This window comes from Mesorhizobium salmacidum (SeqCode), from assembly GCF_037179605.1.
GTDB lineage: Bacteria > Pseudomonadota > Alphaproteobacteria > Rhizobiales > Rhizobiaceae > Mesorhizobium > Mesorhizobium salmacidum.
The window spans coordinates 262,051-287,358 of record NZ_JAPYKS010000001.1 but is presented as its reverse complement, the minus strand read 5'-3'; the positions used below and the strand labels follow the sequence as shown (position 1 = coordinate 287,358).

Here is a 25,308-nt window from a genome sequence, read left to right as displayed (position 1 = left end):
TGGCTTTGACAATTTCCGCCGTCTTGATATCATTTGCATACGAATGAATTTGCCGGATTGAAACCGGCAAGATATTCCCGGGGGTAAGCTCCTTGGGAGGGCCGGTTTCGGGAAAGGCCCATTTTATTGGGAAGGCCCATCTTGTTGGAAGGCAAAGCGTGATCCGTTACGCGAAACCCACCACGGTCGACGAGGCGCTCGCGCTGCTTGGCGAGGGCGCCTGGCGTATCCTTGCGGGCGGCACGGATTTCTATCCGGTGCAAGGCAGCAAGCCGTTTCGCGACAATGTCCTCGATATCAACGGCCTGACAGCTCTGCGCGGCATCGCCGAGACCGGCAGTCACTGGATCATCGGCGCGCGCGCGACCTGGACCGACATCATCCGCCATCCCTTGCCCCCGGCCTTCGATGCGCTGAAACAGGCCGCGCGCGAGGTCGGCTCGGCGCAGATCCAGAACGTTGCCTCGGTCGCTGGCAACCTCTGCAATGCTTCGCCGGCCGCCGACGGCGTGCCGGGATTGCTCGTGCTCGACGCCGAGGTCGAGCTGCGCTCGGCGGCGGCGACACGCCATCTGCCCTTGTCGGAGTTCATCCTGGGCAACCGCCGTACGGCCTTGCAGCCTGGCGAGATGGTGATGGCCATCCGCGTGCCGAAACCCACCGGCACATCGGCCTTCGTCAAGCTTGGCGCCCGGCGCTATCTCGTCATCTCCATCGCCATGGTGGCGGTGCGTCTGGTTGTCGAGAATGCCACTGTCGCGGATGCGGCCGTCGCCGTCGGCTCCTGTTCCGCCGTTGCCAGGCGGCTTGCCGGTATCGAGGCGGCGTTGCGCGGGCTTCCCCTGGATGCCGGGCTTGTTGCCGCGGTCCGTTCGGCGCCGATGGCTGAGCTGTCGCCGATCGCCGATGTGCGCGGCAGCGCCGAATACAGGCTGGACGCGGTGCGCGAGATCGTTGCCCGCGCCGTGCTCGAGGCCGCTGGAAAGCCGGCAGGCGACAAGGTGGCCGCATGAGCATGGATCGCGCCGATATCGCCCTCACGGTCAATGGCGCCGCCGTCTCGGTCAACGTGCCGCCGCTGCGCCGGCTGTCCTCGGTGCTGCGCGATGAATTGCGGCTGACGGGAACAAAGGTCGGCTGCGACGCCGGCGACTGCGGCGCCTGCACGGTGCTGGTCGACGGCGCCCCCGTCTGTGCCTGCCTGATGCCGGCGGCCTCCGCTGCCGGCACCGCGGTGACGACGGTCGAGGGCCTCGCCAATGGCCGGCTGTCGGCGCTGCAAGCCTCGTTCCTGGCGCATGGCGCCGCGCAATGTGGCATCTGCACGCCGGCACTGCTGGTAGCGGCAACCGCGCTGCTGGACACGAAACCCAGGCCGACCGAGACCGAGGTGCAGGATGCGCTGGGCGGGATCCTCTGCCGCTGCACAGGCTACCGGAAGATCATCGCGGCGGTGATGGAGGCTTCCCACCAGGCCGCGAGCCTGGATTTCCGTCTGCCTCGGTCCGGTCACGCCATCGGCGCGTCACCGGTCAGGCTCGACGGTGTACCAAAAGTGACCGGGGCCGAGAAATTCGGTGGCGATTCTTTCCCGGCCGATGCGCTTGCCGTGCTGGTGATCCGCTCGCCGCATTATCATGCCGGCTTCGCCTTCGGCGACATCGATGGCTGGGCAAGCAGCCGTCCCGGTATTGCGGGTGTTTTTACGGCCGCCGATATCCCGGGCAAGAACTGCTTTGGCGTTATCGGCCCGTTCGCCGACCAGCCGGCGCTGGCCGAGGGCGTTGCCCGGCTTCGCGGCGAGGCGGTCGCCCTGGTCGCCGGCGAGCGCGAGGCGATGCTCGATCTCGATCTGTCGGATTTCCCTGTCCGCTGGACCGAGCTGCCACATGTTCTCCAGCCTTGCGACGCGCAGGCCGCAGGTGCGGCGCTGATCCACGAAAGCCGCCCGGCCAATTTGTTGACCAAGGGCTTCGTCGAACGCGGCGATCCTGAGTTAGCACTTGCCAGTGCGGCCTTCACCGCGAGCGGCACGATCGACACCTCCTATGTCGAGCACGCCTATATCGAACCGGAAGCCGGCTATGCCTATCTCGACGGCGACACGCTGGTCGTCGTCGGCTGCACACAGGCGCCCTATATGGACCGCGACCAGACGGCGAAGGTGCTTGGCCTTGCCGTCGACAAGGTGCGCATCGTGCCGACCGCGACCGGCGGCGGCTTTGGCTCCAAGCTCGACGTTTCCCTGCAACCTCTCATCGGCCTTGTGGCGCTGAAGACCGGGCGGGCGGCGGCGCTCGCCTACACCCGCAACGAATCCATGATGTCGACCACCAAGCGCCATCCGGCGCGGATGAAGGCCACCATCGGCGCCGACGCCGACGGTTACGTCACCGGCATGGTCTTCGAAGGCGATTTCAACACCGGTGCCTATGCCAGCTGGGGGCCAACGGTCGCCAACCGCGTGCCGGTGCACGCCTCCGGCCCCTATGCGACGCCGAACTACCGCGCCGAGGGCCGCGCAATCCACACCCATGGCCCGATTGCCGGGGCCTTCCGTGGCTTCGGCGTGCCGCAGGCGACGATCATGCAAGAGACGCTGTATGACGAACTCGCCGGCAAGCTCGGCATGGACCGGCTCGACTTTCGCCTGAAGAACTGTCTTCGGAACGGCTCCGAAACGGTTACCGGGCAGCTTCTGGAGTCTGGCGTCGGCATTGCCGAATGCCTTCAAGCGCTGCGGCCGCATTGGACGCGGGCGACGGCCGATGCGGATGCTTTCAACAGTGCCGGTATCGATAGAAAGCGTGGCGTCGGCATCGCTTCGTGCTGGTATGGCTGCGGCAACACATCGCTGCCCAATCCGTCGACCATCCGGGTCGGCATCGCGGCCGACGGCGCGGTCATCCTGCACCAGGGCGCGGTCGATATCGGCCAGGGCTCCAACACCGTCATCACGCAGATTTGCGCCGACGCGCTCGGCCTGCCTCTGGAAAAATTCCAGTTGAAGAGTGCCGATACCGCGATCAGCCCCGACGCCGGCAAGACTTCGGCCTCGCGACAGACTTTCGTGACCGGCAAGGCGGCCGAGAAGGCGGGCCGCGCCCTGCGTCAAACAATCCTGCGCTTTGCCAATGTCTCGGACAAGGCTTCCCTTCAACTGGATGGCCCGGCGATCGTCATCCGTGAAGGCGAGGCGACGCGCCGTATCGATCTTGCCTCGCTCGAAATGGACGCCGACGACTTCGTCTTCCGCGCCGAGGAGACCTATGACCCGCCGACGCTGCCCCTCGATGCCAAGGGCCAGGGCAAGCCCTACGCGGTCTATGGCTATGGCGCGCAGATCGCCGAACTCGAGGTCGACCTCAAGCTCGGCACGGTCAAGCTGATCAGGATCATCGCCGCGCATGATGTCGGCAAGGCGATCAATCCGCTGCTGGTCGAGGGCCAGATCGAAGGCGGCATCGCGCAAGGTATCGGCATGGCGCTGATGGAAGAATACATACCCGGCCGCACCGAGAACCTGCACGACTATCTCATCCCGACCATTGGCGATGTGCCGCCGATAGAGACCATCCTTATCGAGGTCCCCGATCCTGAAGGGCCATTCGGCGCCAAGGGCCTGGGCGAGCACGTGCTGATCCCGACGGCGCCGGCGATCCTCAACGCCATCCGTCACGCCACCGGCGTGCTCGTCACCAAGGTGCCGGCAACGCCAAGCCGCATCCTGGCGGCCATCCGCGAGAAGGAGGCACGCACATGAGCGAGCTTGCCGAACGCTTCGAAACCCATGATCCCGGCGAGAAGCTGGTGGCGGAAAAGATCCGCTGCGATGCCTGTCCCGTCATGTGCTACATCGCTGCCGGCCGCACCGGCGCCTGCGATCGCTATGGCAATGTCGCGGGCCGGATCGTGCGCATGGACCCGCTGACCATCCTGGACCATGCGGCCGAGACCGGCGCCGCCATGGTGCCCTTTGTCGCCGAGGGCGAGCAGTGGGACGGCGAACTCATCAACACCGGCCGCCGCTTCGTCACGGCAATCGGCGCCGGCACCACCTATCCCGACTACAAGCCCGCTCCCTTCATCGTCAGCCAGGAAGTCGAGGGCGTCGATCTCGTCACCGTGGTCACCGAGGGCATCTTCTCCTATTGCGGCGTCAAGGTGAAGATCGACACCGACCGCCATATCGGACCCGAAACGGCTATTGTGCGGGCCGAGGGTGAGGCGATCGGCCATGTCACGACGGGAGAATACGGCTCGCAGATGCTGTCGCTGGGCGGCGTGCATCATCTGACCGGCGGCTCCAAGGGGGAAGGCCGCGCTACCTGCGACGCGCTGCTCAATCTGTGCAACCGCAAACCGGTGGAGCTCAGCATAGACGGCGGCGCCACGGTCGTTGTCGAAGCCGGCAAACCGCCCGTCATCGACGGCAAGCAGGAACATCGCATGCGCGTCGGCTGCGGCTCGGCGACCATCGGCATGTTCGCCACGCAATGGCGCGGGCTGGTCGACGAGGTCGTGGTGGTCGACGACCACATCACCGGCGTCGTCTCCGAACACCAGGCGGGAAAGGTGCTGGGCTGGCAGGATACCGGCATCAAGATCATCGGCCGCCGGTCGACACCGGGCCGTTATTTCAAGGTCTCGGAGCCAGGCCTAGGCTGGGGCGGCACCAGCATTTCCGATCCGCTGTCGATCCTCGGCGAGTGGAATGCCAAGAAGGGCGCGCGCCCGGGCCTGTCGCTGCTGATGGTTTCGACCACCGGGGAGCAGTTCGCCTATTACGAGCTCGACGACGAGCTGAAGCCGGTGCAGAAGCCGTTTCCGGAGCGGCTGCGGAAATCCGTCAACCTGATCGAGGAGAATTGCGAGCCGGCCTTGTGCACCGTGCTGTTCATTGGCGGCGCCGGTGGCTCGCTGCGTGCCGGCGTCACCGAAAACCCGGTCAATCTCACCCGCTCCGTGCAAGGCCTGACCACCTACGTCACCGTGGGCGGCGCGCCGGTCTATGTCTGGCCGGGCGGCGGCATCACATTGATGGTCGATGTCACCAGAGTTCCGGAAGGCGCCTTCGGCTATGTGCCGACGCCGGCGCTGGTGGCGCCGATCGAATTCACGCTGCGTCGCGACGACTATGTCAGGCTCGGCGGCTACGAGGCCGAAATCCGCAGCGTCGCGGACATCGTCGCCAAGGGTGGCGAGTATCTCAATCCCCGGCGCGGCACGGGTGCTGCAACCCAAAATCCATGGCCGCCACTGGCGCAGTTGCGCCGTGCGGGGGGAGCCGGATGATGGAAGGCCCGCAAGCGCATTGGCTGCAGGACGGCAAGCGGCTGCATCTCAACCATGGGCCGATCGACCTGATCGTCGAGGCCTTCGGCGAGGCCGACGAGTGTCGTGCCGCCTATGCCCAGGCCGTCGCGCGTTTCCAGACGATCCTGATCGAGTTGGTCGAGGAGCTTCCCGAACTGCGCCTTCCTGCATTCTTCCTGGCGCCGCGCGCCTTCGCCGGCCCGACGGCGCGTCGCATGGAAGCAGCCGTCATGCCCCTGGCGGAATGCTTCATCACCCCGATGGCGGCCGTTGCCGGATCGGTAGCCGACGAAATGATCGCCACGCTGCTTGCAGGCCGCAAGCTCGATCGCGCCTATGTCAACAATGGCGGCGACAGTGCCATCCATCTCGACAACGGCCGGTCGATGGGATTGGCGGTCGCCGGCACCGGCAACGGCATGGCCGACCGGATCACGATCCGCGCGGAAGATGGCGTGCGTGGTGTCGCAACAAGCGGCTGGCGTGGCCGCTCCTTCTCGCTTGGCATTGCCGATGCCGTCACCGTGCTCGCGCGAACCAGCGCCGAGGCCGACGCGGCGGCGACGCTCATCGCCAACGCGGTGGACCTGCCCGGCAATCCCGCCATCAGGCGCATCCCCGCACGCGAGCTGTCGCCCGACAGCGATCTTGGCGCGCGGCTGGTGACACAAGGCGTCGGCACGCTTGCACCTGATGAGGTGGTGCGGGCGCTGGACAATGGTCTTGCCGTCGCCGAAGATTTTCGTCGGCGCGGCCTGATTGCCGCATCGGCGCTGTTTCTTGGCGGGGAAGCCCGTATCAGCGGCTCCGTTGCACTGGCCGCGTCCAACAAGCATGAACCGGAGGAAGTTGCCCATGCCTGAATTTCCGATCCGCAAGATCGCGGTGCTGAGCGAAGAGATCTTTCACGAAGGCGGGCCAGTCGCAGAAGTGCCGCGCCGGCGTGCCGCCGCCATGGCCGTGGTCAGGAACCCGTTCGCGGGGCGCTATGTCGAGGACCTGCAAAGCGCCATGGACGATCTGAAGCCGCTCGGCCTGCTGCTCGCCGACCGGCTGATCGCCGCACTCGGCGGCGACATCAAACAGATTGACGGTTACGGCAAGGGCGCCATCGTCGGCACGGCTGGCGAACTGGAACATGGTGCGCTGTGGCACGTGCCGGGCGGCTACGCGATGCGCGAGCGGCTGGGTGATGCCAAGGCGATCGTGCCCTCGGCCAAGAAGGTCGGCGCCTTCGGCTCAAAGCTCGACGTGCCGCTCGGCCATATCAATGCCGCCTATGTGCGGAGCCATTTCGACGCCATGGAAGTGGGCATCAGCGACGGCCCGCGTCCTGACGAGATCCTGTTCTGCCTCGCCATGACCTGCGGCCCTCGCGTCCATAACCGCATGGGTGGCCTCGCGGCGGACGACATAAAAGCCTGGGACGGGCTGCGGTGAGCGGCGGGGACAATCTGCTCAAGCTGGTCGAGGCCGAAGAGGCCGACGATCACGACTACCTCCTGCAGGAACAGGTCGGCTTCATCCTGCGCAAGGCGCACCAGCGCCATGTCTCGATCTTCGCCGCCCGTATCGCCGATCTGACGCCGCCGCAATTCGCGGCCCTGGCCAAGCTGCGCGACGTTGGCGAGACCTCGCAGAACCAGCTCGGCACGCTGATCGCCATGGATGCGGCGACGGTAAAGGGCGTCATCGACCGGCTGAAGGCGCGTGGCTTTGTCGAGCTTTCCAGGCATGAAGTCGACAAAAGGCGGCTGCTGGTCAACCTGACGGCCGAGGGCCGCGACGCGATCGAGCGCCTGATCCCGCTTGCAAGGGAGATCACGCAGGAAACGCTGGCGCCGCTCACGGCCAAGGAGGCCGCCACTTTCATGAAGCTGCTGGCGAAGCTGGCGTAGATTGATTCTGCCGGGCGCCATCAGCGCCCGGCAGAAGAGCATCGCCTCAGAGACCGTTGTCCTTCAGCACTTGGGCGGCGTTTTCCTTGGTGATCTTCTGCGTCGGCAGAGTGATGGTCTTTTCCACCTTCTCGCCGTTGAGGAACTTGATCGCCTGGCGCAAGCCTTCCGCACCTGGGGTGACATAGGTGAACGTCGCCGTCAGCTCACCCTTGTTCACCATTTGCACGCCTTCGTTGGGCAGGCCGTCGATGCCGATGAACTTGATGTCCTTCTCGCGGCCGACATCCTTGGCGGCGAGATAGGCGCCGTAGGCCATCGGGTCGTTATGGCCGTAGACGAGATCGATCTTCTCGTTGGTCTTCAGCGCGTTGGCCATCAAATTGTAGGCCTGGTCCTGCTTCCAGTCGCCCGACTGCTGGTCGAGCAGATATTTGATGCCCGGCTCCTTGTCGGTGAATTCATGGAAGCCGTCATGACGGTCATGCGCCGGCTGGGTGCCCATGCCGCCCCAGATCTCGACGACATTGCCTGCCGCCTTGCCCTTGCCGCCGAGCAGTTCGACGGCATATTCACCGGCCGCACGGCCGATCAGCTTGTTGTCACCGCCGACGAACTGCGTGTAGTCCTTGGTGTCGACATTGCGATCGAGCACGAAGACCGGGATCTTGGCGTCGATCGCCTGCTGCACGACGCCGGTCAGGCCAGCCGATTCCTTCGGCGATACCAGCAGCGCGTCGACCTCCTGGCGGATCAGGTTTTCGACGTCGGCGACCTGCTTCTCGGTCTTGTCCTCGCCATCGGTGATGATCAGCTCGACCTCCGGATGCTTGGCGGCCTCGGCAATGATGTCCTTGTTGAACTGGGCGCGCCAGGGCTCGATGGTGGTCACCTGCGAGAAGCCGATCTTCCACTTCTTATCCTGGGCGAAGGCATGGCCGGTGGAGAGCAGTGCCGTGGTGGTCAGCAATGCCGCGCCGAGTGCGGCAAGCTTCAGCATGTCACGTCGTTTCATTTCTTGTTTCCTCCGAGATTGAGAGACGGTGTCTCTTGCGACGGCCGTTTTGCGGCGGCCGTTTCCTTGTGCGCCGCTCCAGGCAGGCGCAGATAGGCCAGCAGATCACCGGCATTGCGCTCCTGCACGAGCACGGTGCCGATGATGATCATCCCCTTCAGCACCAGCTGAAGGTTCGAATTGATGTTGTGGAGCTGCAATATGTTGGAGAGCAGCCCGAAGATCAGCACGCCGCAGAAGGTGCCTATCAGGCTGCCGCGTCCACCCATCAGGCTGGTGCCGCCAATGACCACGGCGGCGATGGCGTCGAGCTCCAGCCCGGCGCCGGCGTCGGGCTTGCCTTGTCGGTACTGCGCCACGTAGAGCACGGCGGCAATACCGGCGAGCAGGCCTGATATGGCGTAGGTGGCGATCTTGACGCGCCCGGCGGCGATGCCGGAAAGCCGGGCCGCCTCCTCATTGCCGCCGATGGCATAGACATAGCGGCCGAACGGCGTGAAGCGCAGCACCGCGCCATAGATGACGATGGCGCCGAGGAAGAACAGGCCGGGCATGGGGATGACGCCGAACACCAGCGAGCGCAGCAGCTCGAAGTCGGCGGTGGCGTTGGAACCGGTATAGACCGGCAGCACGGCATTGTTCTGGCCGGCGGTGAGCCGGGCGATGCCGAGCGCCGTCACCATCATCGCCAGCGTGACGATGAAGGGTTGCAGCCGTCCGCCGACGATGATGAAGCCATTGATGGCGCCGAACAGCAGGCCGACGCAGGGCGCCACCAGCAGCACACCGAGAACACCGAATTTGGGCTCGATCTGCGGCAGCAGGTACCAGAGCGAAAGGCAGCACAGGACGACGCCGACGATTGCGGGCGTGACCAGGCCACGAGCGGTGTCCAGCCTGACATCGCGCGCGGCGGCATCCGCGCCGGCGCGGGATTTCTCCAAATTGAGGAACATGAAGCGCGTGACGACGATGCCGAGGCACAGCGCGACCAGCGCAACGGTCGGCACGCCCAGCACGACGCCGGGCGTCACGCCGGGAACCGTCAGCAGCATGGCGCACACCACAGAGCAGATGGCCATCAGCGAACCGACGGAAAGGTCGATGCCGCCGGTGATGATCACCGCCGTCATGCCGGTCGCGATCAGCCCGGTGGTCGACACCTGGCGCAGCACGTCGAGAAGATTGCCATAGGACAGGAAGATGTTGTTGCCCTTGGAACTCACCGGCGAGCCGAGAACGCCAATCAGGAAGATGGCGATCAGGCCCCAGTAGAGCTTGGTGCGGGACAGGAGTTTCAGTGCGGTCATGCGGCGGGTCTCGATAGGGTCCGGCGCGGCGCCGCGAGGCGCATGATGGCCTCCTCGCTCGCCGCGTCGCGGGAAAGGATGCCTGTCTGGCGGCCATCGGCCATCACCAGGATGCGGTCGGAAAGATGCAGCAATTCCGGCAGCTCGGAGCTGATGACGGCGATGGCAAGGCCATCGCGCGCCAGCCGGAAGATGAGGTCGTAGATCTCGCGCTTGGCGCCGACATCGATGCCGCGCGTCGGCTCGTCGAGCAACAGCACCCTCGGTCCCGTCGCCAGCCACTTGCCGATGACGACCTTCTGCTGGTTGCCGCCCGACAGCGTGCCGGCGGGCTGGTCGATGTCCCGGCAGCGGATGCCGAGCGCCTTGACCGCCTGCCGCGCCAGCCCCTGTTCGCCGGCCAGCGAACGGATGCCGAAGCGGGCCAGCGCGCCGACCAGCGGCAGCGCCACATTGTCCGATATCGAGGCCTGCAGATGCAGGCCTTGCGTCTTGCGGTCCTCGGTGACCAGCGCGATGCCCAGCCGCCGCGCGTCGCGTGGTGAGCGGATATCCACCGGCTGGCCGTCGAGCCTGATCTCGCCGCCGGCACGGCCATCGCTCGCGCCGAAGATCGCTTCCATGATCTCGGTGCGGCCGGAGCCCAGCAGGCCGCCAATGCCCAGAATCTCTCCGGCGGCCAGATCGAAGCTGACGCCGCCGATCACCTGCCGCCAGCCCTGGCGGTCGGGTTTCGACAGCGACAGGTCGCTGACCGAAAGCACGGTCCTGCCGCCGGGATCCCGCTCGTCGTGGGAGGATGCGAGCAGGTCCCGTCCGACCATCGCCGAAATGATGGCATTCTCGTCAAGCTCGGCCATCGGCCGCGTCAGCACATGGCGTCCATCGCGGAAAACGGTGACGCGGCCGGCCAGATGCATGACCTCGTCGATGCGGTGCGAGATGTAGACGATGGCGACGCCGCTATCGGCAAGCTGGCCGATGATGCGGAACAGCCGCTGGCATTCGGCCGGCGACAGCGCCGAGGTCGGTTCGTCCATGATCAGCATGCGCGCCGACATCGACAGCGCCTTGGCGATCTCGACCAGTTGCTGTTCGCCGACACGCAAGGCACCGACGCGTGCGTCCGGATCGAGTTCTATGCCGAGCCGCTGCAGGAGGGCGCTTGCCGCGCGGCTGCTCGCCTTGCGGTCGACGATCAGTCCCGCGATCAGCTTCTCGCGGCCGAGAAAGATGTTATCGGCTACGCTCAGTTCCGGCACCAGGTTGAGTTCCTGGTGGATGATGGCGATGCCCGCGTCCTCGGCATCGCGCACGCCGGCGAAGCTGACCGGCCGGCCGTCGATACTGACCGTGCCTTCGTAGCTGGTATAGACGCCGGACAGGATCTTCATCAGCGTCGACTTGCCGGCGCCGTTCTCGCCCATCAAGGCATGGACTTCGCCGCGCCGCAATTCGAAGCCGACGTCGACCAGGGCGGCGATGCCGCCAAAACTCTTGGAAATATGCTCGGCACTCAGAACGATGTCCGGGCGATCCCACGCCGCACTGCGCGTCGAGGAAAGGGAATTGTTCTGTTCCATGACAATAGCGGCCTCCCTTCCGTCCTCGTCAGCTACGCGAACGCTAATCTAAACGTTTCGATCATGTCAAGCCGATATGGGGGTGGCGCAACTTTGATGCATTTCGATTCTTGCCTAAAACGGCAAGATTCCGTAGGTATTGGCGGCAAGGGGTGGCGAAACGTTTCGAAAATGACAGCGGCAGGGCGAAAAAAACAGCGCAAATCCACCGCACCCACCATGCTTCACGTGGCTGAAGCGGCGCGTGTCTCGGTCGCCACCGTGTCGGCGCTGATCAACGGCACGGCGACCGTCAGCCCCGAGCTCAGCGCCCGCATCGAGCAGGCGATCCGCGATATCGGCTACAAGCGGAACGCCATCGCCCGCAGCCTGAAGATGGGCACGACGCGCACCATCGGCCTGACCGTTCCGCACATCACCAACCCCTTCTTCACCGATGTCGTCTCGGTCATCCAGCAGGCCTTCGACCGCGCCGGTTACGCCGTCATGCTGTGCTGCACCGACGAGGATTTGAACACCCAGGACGATCAGATCAGGCTGCTGCTCGACCGCATGGTCGACGGGCTGATCGTGGCGCGCGTCGGGGACGGCGCGATCCTCAAGCGGATCGTCGCCGACGCCAATGTGCCGGTCGTGCTGATGGATCGTCTGTGTGAGGGCGTCGACACCGACGCCGTGGTTCTCGACAACCAGCGCGCGGTGTTCGACGCCATGAGCTATTTGATCAATCTCGGCCACCGCCGCATCGGTTACATTACCGGCACCTCGGACATTTCACCCATGCATGACCGCATGACCGGATATCGCGAGGCGCTCCAGGCCGCCGGCTTGCCCGTGGCCGAAGAGCTGGTTCGCTCCGGCAATTTCCACGAGATCGACGGCTACAACGCAACCATGCAGCTGCTGTCGCTGCATGACCGGCCAAGCGCGATCTTCTCGGCCAACAACCCGATGGTGATCGGAACCATGAAGGCGATCCGCGACATCGGGCTGTCCTGTCCGGAGGATATTTCGGTAGCCTGCTTCGACGATTTTCCCTGGTCCGACGTGTTCCAGCCTCAACTGACCACGGTGGCGCAGCCTGTGCAGGCGATCGGCGAACAGGCGGCCAATCTGCTGCTCGACCGTCTCGCGGGCAACCGGGATGCGCCACCGCGCATGCTCGTCCTCAAGGGCCGGCTGATGATCCGCAACTCATGCCGGCCGCTGGGCGCGGTGGTGCACAGCGTGAGTGCCTAAATGCCGAAAACGTGAAGCGGTTTTCGGATAACGTCGTGCTTCCTGAGATTGATCAGGACGTGAAAACACCAGAACACAGTTCCTGCAGTTTCGAAAAGACGCCCCTGCCGCCCGTGATGACCTGTGTGCCGCTCTGCAGCACCGTCTTCGGATCCGCCTTCAGGATCGTGCCGCCGGCTTCCTCGATCAGCAGCATGCCGGCCACGCAGTCCCACGGGTTCATGTGTTCTTCCACATAGCCGAGCAGCCGCCCCGAGGCGACATAGGCAAGCATCAGCGCGCCGGACGCGTTGCGGAAGAAGACGCCGCCCTCGGCCAGGATTTTCTTGATCAGCACGGCGATGTTTTCGGCCTCCGCCCGGTTTGAGAAGCCGGTGCCCACCGAGCCCTCTTCCAGGCTGGCCGCCGCACTTGTCTTGACCGGCCTGCCGTTGACGAAGGCGCCGCCGCCCAGCCTTCCGTGGAAGGTCTCGCCGGTCGACGGTTCGTGGATGACGCCGACGATCGTCTCTCCATCACGGGCGCAGGCGATCACCACGCACCAGGCCGGAATGCCGCGGACGAAATTGGCGGTGCCGTCGATGGGGTCGATCACCCAGACATGGCCTGTCGAGCCGGCGACCGAGGCGTGCTCCTCGCCGACGATGCCGTCTTGCGGATAGTCGGCGGCGATTGCCGCGCGGATGAACAGCTCGACCTCGCGGTCCGCCTGCGAGACCAAATCCTGATGGCCCTTGCTTTCGATGGTCAGGCTGTCGAGATCGCGGAAATATTTCAGGCCGAGTTCGCCGGCACGCCGCGCCAGATCAATGGCAAACTGCTCGCGTCTATCGAGATCATGGGGCAAGGCAAGGCTCGCTGTTGCGAAGGATACCCGCATTTAGCAGAGCATCGACGTCGGCAAAAGCGGCTGGCGGCTTATTCGCTTCAGGCGGCCTGTGACAGAGATTTGTGAGCCTCGGCTAAAATCTCGAACGACCGCACACGGGCGGCATGATCGAAGATCTGCGCGGTGACCATCAGCTCGTCGGCACCGGTACGGCGCACGAAGGCATCGATGCCCGGGCGGACCGTTTCCGGCGAGCCGACGACGGCGCAGGACAGCGCCTGGCCGAGCATGGTCTTGGCCATCGGGTCGAGATCGCGATCATAATTCTCGACGGGCGGCGGCAATCGTCCGGGCCTGCCGGTGCGCAGATTGACGAAGGCCTGCTGCAGCGAGGAGAACAGCAGCCGTGCCTGGGCGTCGGTGGGTGCTGCAAAGACGTTGAGGCCGAGCATGACATGCGGCTTGTCGAGTTGCTCGGACGGCTGGAAGCGCGAACGGTAGATGTCCAGCGCGTGGTCCAGTTCCGCCGGCGCGAAATGCGAGGCGAAGGCGTAGGGCAGGCCGAGCATGGCGGCGAGCTGCGCGCCGTAGAGGCTCGACCCAAGAATCCAGATCGGCACCGTCTGGCCTTCGCCGGGCACGGCGCGCAGGCGCTGGCCCTCCTCGGCGGGCAGGAAATACCCCATCAGCTCGACGACATCCTGCGGGAAATTGTCGACGCCGGCCTCGAGGTTGCGGCGTAGCGCCCGCGCCGTGTTCATGTCGGTGCCGGGCGCCCGGCCGAGGCCAAGATCGATCCGGCCGGGAAACAAGGCGGCCAGCGTGCCGAACTGCTCGGCGATCACCAGCGGCGCATGATTGGGCAGCATGATGCCGCCGGCGCCGACACGAATGGTCTTGGTGCCGCCGGCGACATGGGCGATGACGACAGCCGTTGCCGCACTGGCGATGCCTGGCATGTTGTGGTGCTCGGCCAGCCAGTAGCGCTTGTAGCCGAGCCGCTCGGCGTGGCGAGCGAGATCGAGCGAATTGGCAAGCGAGTGCGAGGCATCGCTGCCTTCGACGATCGGCGACAGGTCGAGAACGGAAAGTTCGGTCATATGCTGGTCTCCACGATCTTCTTCTCGCGCACCCGGACCTCGAAGGCCGTGCGGTCGGGAATGGTGACGCCGAGCTGGCCTTCCAGCGTGTCGGCAAGCTCGGCGGCAGTGGCGATATGCTTCTGCTCGGTGCGGCCATCGATGTGATGGATGGACAGGCGATCGCCGCGCAGCCCATAGCGCCGGTCGGGCGCGGCGCGCGCCGCCGAAACCGAGGTCAGGAAATGCGATGCCGGATTGGTCGACAGGAAATAATTGGCGACGGAATAGTCGACCTCATATTGCGGCTGCAGGTCGAAGCGATACAGCGAGCGCCAGTCGCCGCCGATGGCGGCCTGCAGGCGAAAGTGATCGCCGGTTTCGGCGATGCGGAACGTTTCATGCGGGGTCGTCTGTTCGAGGCCAGGCTCGAACAGCAGCGGGGCGGTCAGGGTCAGGCCGCCGAAGCCGACATCGGCTATATAGGTCCGGCCATCGAGCTCGACGCGCAAAAGCATATGGCTGCGCGCAGTGATCGCGTCCTCGCTCTGACCCCAGAGCACACGCGCGGCAAGGCCACCGACCTCGAAGCCAAGCGCCTTCAGCGCGTGCATGAAGAGGAGATTGTGCTCGAAGCAATAGCCACCACGCCCGGCGAGGACGATCTTGTCCTGCAGCGATGCGGCGTCCAATCGGACCGGGCGCCCCAGAAACGGATCCATGTTCTCGAAGGGGATCGCCTGCGGATGCAGGAAATGAAGCGTCTTCAACGTGTCGAGCGAAACATCCCTGGACCCGGCATGGCCGATCCGGGCGAAATAGGCGTCGAGATCAAAGGGAGCGTCGTTCATCGGGAAGGGGCACCGGGCACTGATCGGGCGGATATAGGCATTCGAACCCGCCGCAGCAAACCGTACGCCGGTTAGCCGGCGACCGTGCCGTCCTGCTCGTCGGTTTCCTCCTCGATGACCGCCGTATGTTGGGCGGCGAGAAAATTGCCGACATGGCTAAGGCTCTCGAAATGGTCGCAGAACACCTTGACGACGACCAGCAGTGGCACCGCCATCAGCGCGCCGACGAAGCCCCACAGCCATGACCAGAATGCGATGGCGATGAAGATCGCCACGGCGTTGATCTCAAGCCGCCGCCCGACCACCATCGGCGTCACGAACTGGCCTTCGATGATGTCACACAACACCAGGAAGGCAGGCGCCAACAACGCATAGGCGATCGTGTCGAAGCTGATCAGCGCGATGACCGTGACCAGGACAAGCGTGATCATGGCCCCGACATAGGGCAGGAAATTGAGCAGGGCGGCCGCCGCGCCCCAGACCAGCGGATTGGGCATGCCGAGCGCCCACAAGCCGAGGCCGATGACCGTGCCGAGGCCGGTGTTGATGATGGTGACGGTGAGCAGGTAGTGCGAGATTTCCCGCTCGACATCGTAGACGACGCGCAGCGCCCGCTTCTTCTCGGTGAGGCTGGCGAAGGACTGGATGATCTTTTCGTAGAACATCGTGCCCGAGGCGAGCAGGAACAGCGACAACACGAAGATGATGGTCAGGGTTGTTCCGGCCGACAGAATGTTGCTCGCCGCCGATGAGAGGAAGCCCGACTGCGCTACCGCGACCTTTTGCACACCCGGTTCCTGCGATGTCTCGGTCAGCCCTTCGATCTGGTGCGCGATGTCCATGATCCTCTCGACCGGCCGCCGCAACTGCGCCAACCGTTCGGTCAGTTGCTGGCCGATGGACGAGGTGTTGTTGATGAGGTCGATGACGGGGCCACTGAGCACATAGCCGGCGCTCGCGAAGACGATGATGGACACAAGCACCAGAAGCGTCGCCGAAACCACTTCGGGAATGCCGCGCTTGCGCAGCAGCCGCACGATCGGCGTCAATGTCAGCGTCAGCAGGAAGGCCAGCATGACCGGCATGAAGAAGGCACGCGCAAAATAGAGCGCATAGACAGTCATGAACAGGAAGATGCCGATGAGCAGCGAGCGCATCAGGCGCGTATCGGCCCGCGCATCGGAGCGCGTCGCCACACGCTCGTCAGCTTCGGCAACGCCTGCGCCCAAAGCAGCGGATTCGGCTTTCATCGTGGTCCCTCGGCGGCACACCACAACTGATGCAATCCGCACACGGAAAACGCCGGCACGGCTTCAAGGTTCCGTTAGCCGGCAGCGATGGCACGGCCGTCGTTGCGGGGTCCTGCCGCCGATAGCTCAACGGACGGCTCGGCTGCGAGTGTTCCGTATTACATGCCGTGTAATTGAGTCCGGGCACGTGGCGGGCCTAGTACGGGAGCAGGCCTTCGCCACCGTGGGATCGCAAGGCTGGCGCGGCGAGGATATCGCCGCGCGATCACGCCCTACCCTGAAAGAGGACACCACGATGCAAAGATTTACCCTTCAAACAACCGAGTCGGCGCCGGAGAAATCCAGGCCAGCGTTGAAGGCGCTTGAGGAGAGGTTTGGCTTTCTTCCGAACGTCATGGCGACGATGGCCAACAATCCGGTTCTGCTCAACGGTTTCGTCAGCAGCTTCGGCAGTTTTCACGGCGGAAGCTTCGACGAGATCGAGAAGCAGGTGCTGCTGCTGACCAACGCGGTCACCATCAAATGCCCCTGGACCGTCGCCGCGCATTCGACATTCGCCATCGAGGACGGGATTGCCGAAAGCGAAGTCAAGGCGATCCGGGATGGCAGGGTGCCGTCGGACCCGAAATATGCGGCACTCTCGGCGCTGACGAGGACGCTGATCGAAAACAAGGGAAACGTGAGCGATGCGGACATCGATGCGTTTACTTCGGCGGGCTATTCGAAGGCCCAGATCCTGGAAGTGGTAACCGGTGTCGGCGTCTCCACCATGGCGGCGACCACCACCAACATGGCTGGCACGCCGATCGAGGAACGCTTCCAGCCGCAGGCATGGTCTCCCGCCGCCGCGATGGCGGCCTGACCCGATCGACGGCGCATGGACCGGCTGGTGCCATGCGCCGTCGAGCAATACTTGATCGCATCGGCGTGTATCGTTCGAGGGACTGCGAGGACAGCGGGCTATGAAGACAAATCCCGGAACGGCCATGACACCCGACCTGGGCACGCTCTTGCGTTACTGGCGCGATGTGCGTGGCAGAAGTCAGCTTGATCTATCTCTCGATACCGGCATTTCGCAAAGGCAGATCAGTTTCATTGAAAGCGGACGCAGCGTTCCCGGCCGCGAGACCTTGATGGCGATCGCCCGGGCGCTCGATGTCCCTTTGCGCGAGCGCAACGCCTTGCTTCTGGCGGCAGGCTACGCGCCGATGTTTTCCGAAGGCGCCTGGGATTCCGTGGAAATGAAGAGCGTGACCGATGCCCTGACGCGCATCTTGCGGCAGCATGAACCCTATCCGGCGCTGGTCATGGACCGGTACTGGAATGTGCTGATGACCAACGAAGCCGCGCCGCTCTTCTTCGGCTGTTTTCTCGACATGGCCGCTCGTGAAGGGCCGCGCAACATGCTCCACCTCATGTTCGATCCCGAAGGCATGCGCCCGTTCGTCGCCAATTGGCCTGACGTGGCGCGGAGCCTGTTCGAGCGGGTCTATCGCGAATCCATCGGCCGCGTCGTCGACGAAAAGACCAAGGAGTTGCTGGCGGCGCTGCTCGCCTATCCGGACGTGAACAGTGATTGGAAAAATCCGGTGGCGATCGGCTTCATGCCGGTCATTCCGCTCGGCTTCATCAAGGACGGTCGCCGCCTGAACTATTTTTCGATGGTCACCACGGTGGGTACCCCCCAAACCGTCGCCGCCCAGGAACTGCGCATCGAGTGCATGTTCCCGGCCGACGAGGCGACCGAAATCCATCATGCCGCGATGATGGATACGGCCTCGCACCGGGCAATGCGATAAGCAGGCCTATCCGAGGGCCCATGGAACAAGGTCCTGTCCTTGCGGAGCCATTAAGTTCACGCGACAGGCGCCGCTACGGCCGGCGCGGGTTTCGCCGTTTCCTTGCGCACTACCGGCGCCACCTTGGTGCCGTAAAGCTCGATCGCTTTCATGATCTTGGCGTGCGGCATGGCGCCGATCGACATTTGCAAGAGGAAGCGGTCGTTGCCGAAGATCCTGTGCTGGGCGACGATCTTTTCCGCAGCCTGCTCCGGACTGCCGACGAACAGGGCGCCATTGGGACCACGCGACTGGTCGAAATGCGCGCGCGATGTCGGGCCCCAGCCGCGCTCTCGACCGATACGGTTCATCACTTCCGCCTGCGGGCCGTAGAAGTCGTCCGCCGCCTGCTCGGTCGTCTCGGCGATGAAGCCATGCACGTTGATGCTGGTGGCCAACCCTGCCGGATCGCTGCCGGCCAGCTTGGCTGCCTCACGGTAGATGTCGAACAGCGGCGCGAAGCGCGCTGGCTCGCCGCCGATGATGGCAAGTGCCAGCGGCAGGCCGAGCGCGCCGGCGCGGGCGGCCGATTGCGGCGTTCCGCCAATGGCGATCCAGACCGGCAGCCTGTCCTGGAAGGGCCTGGGATAGATGCCGCGATCGTTGATCGGCGCGCGCAGATTGCCTGACCAGGTCACCTTCACCTGATCGCGGATGGCGAGCAGCAAGTCGAGCTTTTCGGCGAACAGCTCGTCATAGTCTTCGAGATTGTAGCCGAACAGCGGGAAGGATTCGATGAACGATCCGCGCCCGGCCATGATCTCGGCGCGGCCGCCCGACAACAGGTCGAGCGTGGAAAACTGCTGAAAAACGCGCACCGGATCGTCGGAGGACAGGACGGTGACCGCGCTGGTCAGTCTGATGCGCTTCGACCGCTCCGCCGCCGCGGCCAAAGCCACGACCGGCGCCGAGGCGGCATAGTCCGGCCGATGGTGTTCGCCGAGGCCAAAGACATCGAGGCCGACCTGGTCGGCCAGTTCGATCTCGTCGATCAGGTTGCGCAGCCGCTCATGCGGGCCGATGGCGCCGGGACCCGGCACAGGGCTCACATCGGCAAAAGTGTAGAGGCCGAGTTCCATTTGGATGTCATCCCAGTGTGTTGATTGTCGCGCTAGACCTAGCGACCTGTCCGCCACGCCGCCAGAGGGCGGCTGGTGAACAGTGCATGTCGATTTCGGCGTGAAATGCGTCTCCCCGGTGCAACATCCCGGAATTTCATGGCTGGCATGCCGTTTTGGCGCTTGAACTCCCGGTTTTCGCGCGTATGTAAGCGTCGCGAATAGACTTCAAGGAAGTGGACTTGGCTATCTACAGGGAAAAAGACATTTTCGAGCGGCGCAATGCCGCGACCGAGGCAAAGAAGGCGCTTCTGGAGCGCTTCAAGTCAAAGCCGGCAGCAGACGATCCTGCGGTGCTGGCACGACAGGCCGAACGCAAGGCGATCCTTGCGGCTCGGGAGATCCGCGAGGCCGAGAAGGCCAAGCTGAAGCAGGAAAAGCTGGCACGCGAGGCGATTGAGAAGGCCGAGCGTGAGGCCGCAGCCGAAGCGGCGCGCATTGCCGCCGAAGAGGCAGCGCAAGCGGATGCCAAGCTTCGGGAAGCCGAAGAGAACGAGCGTATTGCTCGTTTGCTTGCCGATGAAGCCGAGCGCAAGGCAAAGCGCGACGCGCGCTATGCGGCACGCAAGCAGCGCACCGGCAGGACACCTCCCGGCTTTACGGGTCGCTAAGAGCGCACTCGCCGCGACGGATGATGAACAAGGGACGCGCCAAGGCGCGGCCCTTTTCGCGTTTGTCCATATTGCCCACCGGAAGCCCCTGCATTCCTGGATGTCGGCTTGACGTCCAGGGATGTCGCTTGACATCCAGGGATGTCGGTTTGTCGTCCAGAGATGTCGGCGTGATCGAAACCGTCTGCCGGCGGACGGGCCGTTCAAGCCGCGAATTTCAGCCCCATGATACCGCAGACGATCAACGCGATGCAGCCGAGCCTGATCGCTGTGGCGGGCTCACCCAGCAGCCAGATGCCGAGCAGCGCCGTGCCGACGGTGCCGATACCGGTCCACACCGCATAGGCGGTGCCGACAGGCAGCGCCTTCAGCGCCAGGCCGAGCAAGGTGAGGCTGACGATCATCGACGCGACCGTGAGCACGGTCGGGACAAGCCTGGTGAAGCCGTCGGTATATTTGAGGCCGATCGCCCAGCCGATTTCGAACAGGCCGGCGAAAAACAGAAACGTCCAGGACATCGCAACGCTCCACCGGAACATCCAGCCTCTCCGGCCTCGGATGCTCAGTCGACATGGCGGGTCGTCCCGACCGAATTTTTCGGAAAGTGCGAGGTCGTCCCCGCGTCGTCGACATAGGGCTGTCCGAACGCCCGATCAACACGTGCCGGCGGCATTGTCGAATGCCGCCGGTGAAGTCCCGCCCCGTCGGGTTGCCGAGACTTACTTTTCCTTGATCCTCATTGCCTTGACCGGCGGCGCCTTCAGGGCCGGAGCGGCTACAGGCTTCTTGGCGTCTTTCTTTGGTTTGCGGGCTTCCTTGCCTGCCTTCATCGCACCTTTGGCCATGATTCGTTCCTCCTGTTGCGGGAGACGGAGTGAAACAAGACAAACGCCGGACTGCAAGAGGCTAGTGCTTGCTGCCAACGCCGGCAGGCCGCTTTCAACCGGTTTCTAATTTGCTCGTAAACCCGGGCGGTCCATGCCATGGTTGTCTTCGCACTGCAGCATCGACCCGTGCACCGCCGGGTGATCGTCAGGCAGGCCGGTCAGGACGACAATGCGGATCCACATCGGCTGCGAGATGAGCTTCGACTTTCCGCAGGAGACGCCGCTCATCGCAATGCTCAATGTCCATTATTCCCGCGCTTCCGATCTTGAGCGCCCGGATTTTCTGACCTCCAGCCCGCCGGTGCCGATTGAAAGTTATCGCGACAGTTTCGGAAACTGGTGCAACCGGTTCGTCGCTCCGCCCGGGCGTTTCACTTTCGGTACCGATGCGGTGATCCGCGACCCCGGCACATTCGAGATGGGCGAGCTGATGGCGTGGCAGCACGAGGTGCGCAACCTGCCGGCGGAAACGCTCCTGTTCCTGCTGCCCAGTCGGTTTTGCGAAAGCGACCTCCTGGCAAGCGAGGCATGGCGGCTGTTCGGCCATACGCCGCCCGGCATCCCGCGCGTGCAGGCGGTGTGCGATTTCGTCCACAACCACATCGCCTTCGACTACGGCAACGCACGGGTGACGCGCACCGCCGCGGAAGCCTGGCGTGAACGGAGTGGCGTGTGCCGCGATTTCGCGCATCTCGCCGTCACATTCTGCCGGGCACTCAATATCCCGACGCGCTACTGCACAGGCTACATCAGCGACATCGGCATGCCGAAGCCCTGGGCGAGCATGGATTTCTGCGCCTGGATGGAGGTCTACCTCGGCGGCCGCTGGCACGCTTTCGATCCGCGCAACAACGCGCCACGTATCGGCCGCATCCTGATCGCCTCGGGCCGTGACGCGGCGGACGTGCCGCTGACCCATATTTTCGGGCCAGGCACGCTTGCGGGCTTCAAGGTATGGACGGACGAAATCCAGGAATAGCTGGCATTGTTGCCAGCAGGTTTCGAAGACGTTGAACGACCCGACGATTGGCGCGTTGTGATGGCTGTGCAGCTCCGCGGCAGGGCCGCTACATTGTACCTCAAGGAGGATAGACCTGCATGGCAGGGCATGGCGGCTCCAGAACGGTCATCTATGCGGCGCTCGCCGGCAATCTCGCCATAGCGCTGACCAAGTTCGCCGCGGCCTTTTTCACCGGCAGTTCGGCCATGCTGTCGGAAGGCGTGCATTCGCTGGTCGATACCGGTAATGGCGGCCTGCTGCTTTACGGCATGCACCGGGCCGCACGCCCGGCCAGCCCCACCCATCCGCTCGGCCACGGCCGTGAACTCTATTTCTGGAGCTTCATCGTCGCCCTTCTGGTCTTCGCGCTGGGCGCCGGCGTGTCGTTCTACGAGGGCATCATCCACATCATGGCGCCGGAACCGGTCGCCAACGTCAAGGTGAACTACGTCGTTCTCGGCCTGTCCTTCCTGTTCGAAGGCAGTTCCTGGCTGGTGGCGCTGAAGGAATTCCGCAAGCAAAAGGGCAAGCAAGGCTGGCTGGAAGCCGTGCAATCGAGCAAGGACCCGAGCGTCTATACGGTGCTGTTCGAAGACAGCGCGGCCCTTCTCGGCCTGACGGTTGCCTTTGCCGGCATATTGGCGGCGGAGATTTTCGAGATGCCCGAACTCGACGGCGCCGCCTCGATCGGCATCGCGCTCATCCTCGGCGCGACAGCGATCTTCCTGGCGCGTGAAAGCAAGGGCCTGCTCATCGGTGAGCCGGCCTCACCCGAAGTGCAGAGGAAGGTGCTGGCGATCGTCCAGCAGGATCCGGCGGTGCAGCGGGCGAACGGTGTGCTGACCGTGCATTTGGGACCGGAAGAGATCGTTGCCGCCCTGAGCATCGAATTCGAGGACCATCTGGCGGCGCCGGACATTGAGGCCTGCGTCGAGCGTCTCGAGGCCCGGCTAAGGAAGGAAATGCCTGAGATCACGCGGCTGTTCGTCAAGCCGCAGACGTCAGGCACCTGGGAAAAGCGGCGCAAGCTGATCGAATCCGCGTCCGGATAGAGTTTGGCCATGATCCGAAAATCCCCTCTTCCCGATCATGCCTTGGCCCCTGGACCAGCGCCGCGCCGTTGCTTCGCGTCGCCGCGCCGCTAAGATTACCTGATCGATGTTGGAGGAATGACGATGAAGATCGACGGCGGTTGTCATTGTGGTGCCATCACCTATGAGGCGGAGGTCGATCCGGAAAAGACCTCGATCTGCCACTGCACCGATTGCCAACAGCTGACCGGTACGGCCTTTCGCGTCACTGTTCCCGCGCAGGAAGATCACTACCGGATCACCAGGGGCGCGCCGAAAATCTATATCAAGACCGTGGCGAGCGGCGCCAAGCGCGCCCAAGGTTTCTGCGGCGAGTGCGGCTCGCATCTCTACGCAACGTCGGTTGGCGACGGCCCGAAGGTCTACGGCATCCGCGTCGGTACGGCGCGGCAGCGCCAGGACCTGGTTCCGAGACACCAGAAATGGCACCGCTCGGCGCTGCATTGGCTTCCGGAATTCGAGGGCATGACGACAGTGGAGGAGCAGTAGCGTTCAGTCGTCGCCTTCGACGACCCTCAGCCTCAGCTGTCCCGTCTTGGAATCGGCCACGCGCGGTGCGGCCTCAACCTTGGCGCCGCCGTGTGGGGCGTCGGGCTCGCCTTCCCCGAATTCCAGCGCCTCGATCTTCTGGCCGCGCCTGGTCACTTTCGAGGTCGAGACGAGGATGTCTTCGATGTCCTTGGCCGACTGGCCGAAATGGCCCTGCAATTTGCGCACCCGCTCGTCGACACGCTGGACGTCTTCCATCAGCCTGATGACTTCGCCCTGGATCAGATGCGCCTGTTCGCGCATGCGGGCATCCTTGAGGATCGCCTGGATGACCTGGATCGACAGCATCAGCAGCGAAGGCGAGACGATGATGACCCGGGCGCGGTGCGCCTTCTGGACAACCGCTTCGAAATTCTCATGGATTTCGGCGAACACCGATTCCGACGGCACGAACATGAAGGCCGTGTCCTGCGTCTCGCCCTGGAGCAGGTATTTTTCCGAAATGTCGCGGACGTGGACCTCGATGTCGCGGCGAAAGGCCTGGGCCGCGACCTTCTGCAGGTCGGCCCCGTCGGCGGCGCGGATGGCGTTCCAGGCTTCCAGCGGAAATTTGGCATCGATGGCAAGCGACGGCGCGCCGTTCGGCATTTTCACCAGGCAGTCCGGCCGGCTGCCGTTCGACAGCGTCGCCTGGAATTCATAGGCGCCATGCGGCAGGCCGTCGGCGACGATCGCCTCCATGCGTGACTGGCCGAAGGCGCCGCGCGTCTGCTTGTTGGAGAGGATGGCCTGCAGCTGCACGACCTGGCCGGCCAGCGACTGGATGTTGCCTTGCGCGGTGTCGATGACCGCCAGCCGCTCCTGCAGCTTCGCCAGGCTCTCATGCGTGGATTTGGTCTGCTCGGTCATGGTCTGGCCGATGCGGCCGGTCATGGCGTCGAGACGCTGGCCGATCGATTGCGTCAATTCGGCCTGCCGGGCGCCGAACACTTCGGCAATAGCCCCCATGCGGCCCTGCATTTCCGCCTGCGCCTGCAAAATACCAGCCATGCGTGTCTCGGCGTCGCGGGCATGGTCGGCGGCTTCCGCGGCAGCGCCCGCGCGCGCCTTGGCCGACCGCCACAGCGCAGCGACGAGCGCCACGAACAGACCGAGAAACAGCAATGCGCCGAAGGCCAGCGCGTGGCCGAGCGTGATTGTCGAGGCGCCGAGCCGTACGACAGGCTCCGAAAGGATGGTGCTCAGATCATTCATATGGACAGCATAGCCGATTCGGCAGGCTGGCACAGATCAAAACGTGAACGAGGCTCAGGCCTACCGGTTGACGCCTTTCTTTTGAGGTCTTAGGTGAAACCCCATGCCGATCAAGCCGCTCATCATCCTTCCCGACCCCATCCTGCGCCAGGTTTCCAAGCCGGTGGAGCGCGTCGACGCGCCCTTGCGCAAACTGGCCGACGACATGCTGGCGACCATGTATGACGCGCCCGGCATCGGGCTGGCGGCTATCCAGATCGGCGAACCGCTGCGCATGCTGGTGATCGACCTCGCCAAGGAAGACGAAACGCCGGCGCCGCACGTCTTCATCAACCCGGAGATTCTCGAAAGCGCCGAGGCGCGGTCCGTCTACGAGGAAGGCTGCCTGTCGATCCCCGATTACTATGCCGAGGTCGAGCGCCCGGCCTCGGTGCGGGTCAAATATCTCGACCGCGACGGCACGCCGCAGGAGATGGAGGCCGAAGGGCTGATGGCGACCTGCCTGCAGCACGAGATCGACCATCTCAACGGCGTGCTGTTCATCGACCACATCTCGAAGCTGAAGCGCGACATGGTGGTGAAGAAGTTCAAAAAGCTCGCCAGGGACAAGGCGCCAGGCAAGCTGGCGGGATAGGGCACCGAGCGCAGAA

25 protein-coding genes are annotated in these 25,308 nt (G+C 64.3%); 14 read left to right on the top strand and 11 right to left on the bottom strand.

Annotation, left to right across the window (positions count from 1 at the left end; all coding sequences use genetic code 11):
- Positions 1 to 158 precede the first annotated feature (158 nt).
- Genes O7A60_RS01410 through O7A60_RS01385 form a run of 6 tightly spaced genes read left to right on the top strand, consistent with a single transcriptional unit; the run spans position 159 to position 7,214 of the window.
- The gene (locus O7A60_RS01410; RefSeq protein ID WP_337104688.1) at positions 159 to 1,013 is read left to right on the top strand and encodes an FAD binding domain-containing protein; all 855 of its coding nucleotides are present in this window, start codon (positions 159 to 161) and stop codon (positions 1,011 to 1,013) included.
- Positions 1,010 to 3,763 carry a molybdopterin-dependent oxidoreductase gene (locus O7A60_RS01405; RefSeq protein WP_337104687.1) on the top strand — a complete coding sequence of 918 codons (2,754 nt, stop codon included), beginning with the start codon at positions 1,010 to 1,012 and terminating at the stop codon, positions 3,761 to 3,763. Before O7A60_RS01410 ends, O7A60_RS01405 begins: the two co-directional genes overlap by 4 nt.
- Positions 3,760 to 5,295 carry a 6-hydroxynicotinate reductase gene (locus O7A60_RS01400; RefSeq protein WP_337104686.1) on the top strand — a complete coding sequence of 512 codons (1,536 nt, stop codon included), beginning with the start codon at positions 3,760 to 3,762 and terminating at the stop codon, positions 5,293 to 5,295. The genes O7A60_RS01405 and O7A60_RS01400 overlap by 4 nt, the downstream gene beginning before the upstream one ends.
- Positions 5,295 to 6,179, top strand: coding sequence for a UPF0280 family protein (locus tag O7A60_RS01395; RefSeq protein WP_337104685.1), 885 nt, complete (start codon positions 5,295 to 5,297; stop codon positions 6,177 to 6,179). Before O7A60_RS01400 ends, O7A60_RS01395 begins: the two co-directional genes overlap by 1 nt.
- Entirely contained in the window at positions 6,172 to 6,756 is a 585-nt protein-coding gene (locus tag O7A60_RS01390; RefSeq protein ID WP_337104684.1) for an amino acid synthesis family protein, read from the top strand. Before O7A60_RS01395 ends, O7A60_RS01390 begins: the two co-directional genes overlap by 8 nt.
- Positions 6,753 to 7,214 carry a MarR family winged helix-turn-helix transcriptional regulator gene (locus tag O7A60_RS01385; protein ID WP_337104683.1) on the top strand — a complete coding sequence of 154 codons (462 nt, stop codon included), beginning with the start codon at positions 6,753 to 6,755 and terminating at the stop codon, positions 7,212 to 7,214. The genes O7A60_RS01390 and O7A60_RS01385 overlap by 4 nt, the downstream gene beginning before the upstream one ends.
- Before the next feature lie 46 nt (positions 7,215 to 7,260).
- Here O7A60_RS01385 and O7A60_RS01380 read toward each other — a convergent pair whose 3' ends face one another.
- From O7A60_RS01380 to O7A60_RS01370, 3 genes are read right to left on the bottom strand one after another with little or no spacing between them, the layout of a single operon-like run.
- Positions 7,261 to 8,229: a substrate-binding domain-containing protein gene (locus tag O7A60_RS01380; RefSeq protein ID WP_015314453.1), complete on the bottom strand. Its 969-nt coding sequence runs from the start codon at positions 8,227 to 8,229 to the stop codon at positions 7,261 to 7,263.
- On the bottom strand, positions 8,226 to 9,539 hold the full coding sequence (locus tag O7A60_RS01375; protein WP_337104682.1) for an ABC transporter permease: 1,314 nt from the start codon (positions 9,537 to 9,539) through the stop codon (positions 8,226 to 8,228). The genes O7A60_RS01380 and O7A60_RS01375 overlap by 4 nt, the downstream gene beginning before the upstream one ends.
- Entirely contained in the window at positions 9,536 to 11,122 is a 1,587-nt protein-coding gene (locus tag O7A60_RS01370) for a sugar ABC transporter ATP-binding protein (RefSeq protein WP_337104681.1), read from the bottom strand. The genes O7A60_RS01375 and O7A60_RS01370 overlap by 4 nt, the downstream gene beginning before the upstream one ends.
- Before the next feature lie 219 nt (positions 11,123 to 11,341).
- Between O7A60_RS01370 and O7A60_RS01365 the strand changes: the two genes are divergently transcribed.
- A complete protein-coding gene (locus O7A60_RS01365; RefSeq protein ID WP_337104679.1) occupies positions 11,342 to 12,361 on the top strand; it encodes a LacI family DNA-binding transcriptional regulator in 1,020 nt (339 codons plus the stop codon).
- A 52-nt stretch (positions 12,362 to 12,413) separates the two neighbouring features.
- Here the strand turns inward: O7A60_RS01365 and O7A60_RS01360 are convergent, their stop codons facing one another.
- The 4 genes from O7A60_RS01360 to O7A60_RS01345 form a co-directional block, all read right to left on the bottom strand.
- A complete protein-coding gene (locus O7A60_RS01360) occupies positions 12,414 to 13,208 on the bottom strand; it encodes an inositol monophosphatase family protein (protein WP_337104677.1) in 795 nt (264 codons plus the stop codon).
- Positions 13,209 to 13,288: 80 nt separating this feature from the next.
- The gene (locus tag O7A60_RS01355; protein ID WP_337104676.1) at positions 13,289 to 14,290 is read right to left on the bottom strand and encodes an LLM class flavin-dependent oxidoreductase; all 1,002 of its coding nucleotides are present in this window, start codon (positions 14,288 to 14,290) and stop codon (positions 13,289 to 13,291) included.
- The gene (locus tag O7A60_RS01350; protein ID WP_337104675.1) at positions 14,287 to 15,120 is read right to left on the bottom strand and encodes an arylamine N-acetyltransferase family protein; all 834 of its coding nucleotides are present in this window, start codon (positions 15,118 to 15,120) and stop codon (positions 14,287 to 14,289) included. The genes O7A60_RS01355 and O7A60_RS01350 overlap by 4 nt, the downstream gene beginning before the upstream one ends.
- A 71-nt stretch (positions 15,121 to 15,191) precedes the next feature.
- The gene (locus O7A60_RS01345; protein WP_337104674.1) at positions 15,192 to 16,370 is read right to left on the bottom strand and encodes an AI-2E family transporter; all 1,179 of its coding nucleotides are present in this window, start codon (positions 16,368 to 16,370) and stop codon (positions 15,192 to 15,194) included.
- Between the two features lie 295 nt (positions 16,371 to 16,665).
- Here O7A60_RS01345 and O7A60_RS01340 point away from each other — a divergent pair, with 295 nt between their 5' ends.
- Both O7A60_RS01340 and O7A60_RS01335 read left to right on the top strand, forming a co-directional pair.
- Positions 16,666 to 17,232: a carboxymuconolactone decarboxylase family protein gene (locus O7A60_RS01340; RefSeq protein ID WP_337104673.1), complete on the top strand. Its 567-nt coding sequence runs from the start codon at positions 16,666 to 16,668 to the stop codon at positions 17,230 to 17,232.
- Between the two features lie 124 nt (positions 17,233 to 17,356).
- A complete protein-coding gene (locus O7A60_RS01335; protein WP_337104672.1) occupies positions 17,357 to 18,169 on the top strand; it encodes a helix-turn-helix domain-containing protein in 813 nt (270 codons plus the stop codon).
- Between the two features lie 56 nt (positions 18,170 to 18,225).
- Here the strand turns inward: O7A60_RS01335 and O7A60_RS01330 are convergent, their stop codons facing one another.
- Positions 18,226 to 19,287, bottom strand: coding sequence for an LLM class flavin-dependent oxidoreductase (locus O7A60_RS01330; RefSeq protein ID WP_337104671.1), 1,062 nt, complete (start codon positions 19,285 to 19,287; stop codon positions 18,226 to 18,228).
- A gap of 221 nt (positions 19,288 to 19,508) precedes the next feature.
- Here O7A60_RS01330 and O7A60_RS01325 point away from each other — a divergent pair, with 221 nt between their 5' ends.
- A complete protein-coding gene (locus O7A60_RS01325) occupies positions 19,509 to 19,937 on the top strand; it encodes a DUF6481 family protein (RefSeq protein ID WP_015314444.1) in 429 nt (142 codons plus the stop codon).
- A gap of 203 nt (positions 19,938 to 20,140) precedes the next feature.
- Here O7A60_RS01325 and sugE read toward each other — a convergent pair whose 3' ends face one another.
- Together sugE and O7A60_RS01315 are read right to left on the bottom strand one after the other, a co-directional pair.
- Complete coding sequence (gene sugE / locus O7A60_RS01320) at positions 20,141 to 20,455, bottom strand: quaternary ammonium compound efflux SMR transporter SugE (RefSeq protein WP_127278272.1); 315 nt, start codon at positions 20,453 to 20,455, stop codon at positions 20,141 to 20,143.
- 201 nt (positions 20,456 to 20,656) lie between these two features.
- Positions 20,657 to 20,782, bottom strand: coding sequence for a hypothetical protein (locus O7A60_RS01315; protein WP_023772267.1), 126 nt, complete (start codon positions 20,780 to 20,782; stop codon positions 20,657 to 20,659).
- A 211-nt stretch (positions 20,783 to 20,993) separates the two neighbouring features.
- Between O7A60_RS01315 and O7A60_RS01310 the strand changes: the two genes are divergently transcribed.
- From O7A60_RS01310 to O7A60_RS01300, 3 genes are all read left to right on the top strand, one after another.
- Complete coding sequence (locus O7A60_RS01310) at positions 20,994 to 21,803, top strand: transglutaminase-like domain-containing protein (RefSeq protein WP_337104670.1); 810 nt, start codon at positions 20,994 to 20,996, stop codon at positions 21,801 to 21,803.
- 119 nt (positions 21,804 to 21,922) lie between these two features.
- Positions 21,923 to 22,876, top strand: coding sequence for a cation diffusion facilitator family transporter (locus O7A60_RS01305; RefSeq protein WP_337104669.1), 954 nt, complete (start codon positions 21,923 to 21,925; stop codon positions 22,874 to 22,876).
- A 123-nt stretch (positions 22,877 to 22,999) separates the two neighbouring features.
- Positions 23,000 to 23,404 (top strand): GFA family protein, encoded by a 405-nt coding sequence (locus tag O7A60_RS01300; protein ID WP_337104668.1) that lies wholly within the window; start codon positions 23,000 to 23,002, stop codon positions 23,402 to 23,404.
- Positions 23,405 to 23,407: 3 nt separating this feature from the next.
- On the opposite strand, the gene O7A60_RS01295 is transcribed toward O7A60_RS01300, so the two are convergent.
- Entirely contained in the window at positions 23,408 to 24,658 is a 1,251-nt protein-coding gene (locus tag O7A60_RS01295) for a DNA recombination protein RmuC (RefSeq protein WP_337104667.1), read from the bottom strand.
- Between the two features lie 103 nt (positions 24,659 to 24,761).
- Between O7A60_RS01295 and def the strand changes: the two genes are divergently transcribed.
- Entirely contained in the window at positions 24,762 to 25,292 is a 531-nt protein-coding gene (def, locus tag O7A60_RS01290; protein ID WP_337104666.1) for a peptide deformylase, read from the top strand.
- Positions 25,293 to 25,308: the final 16 nt, after the last annotated feature.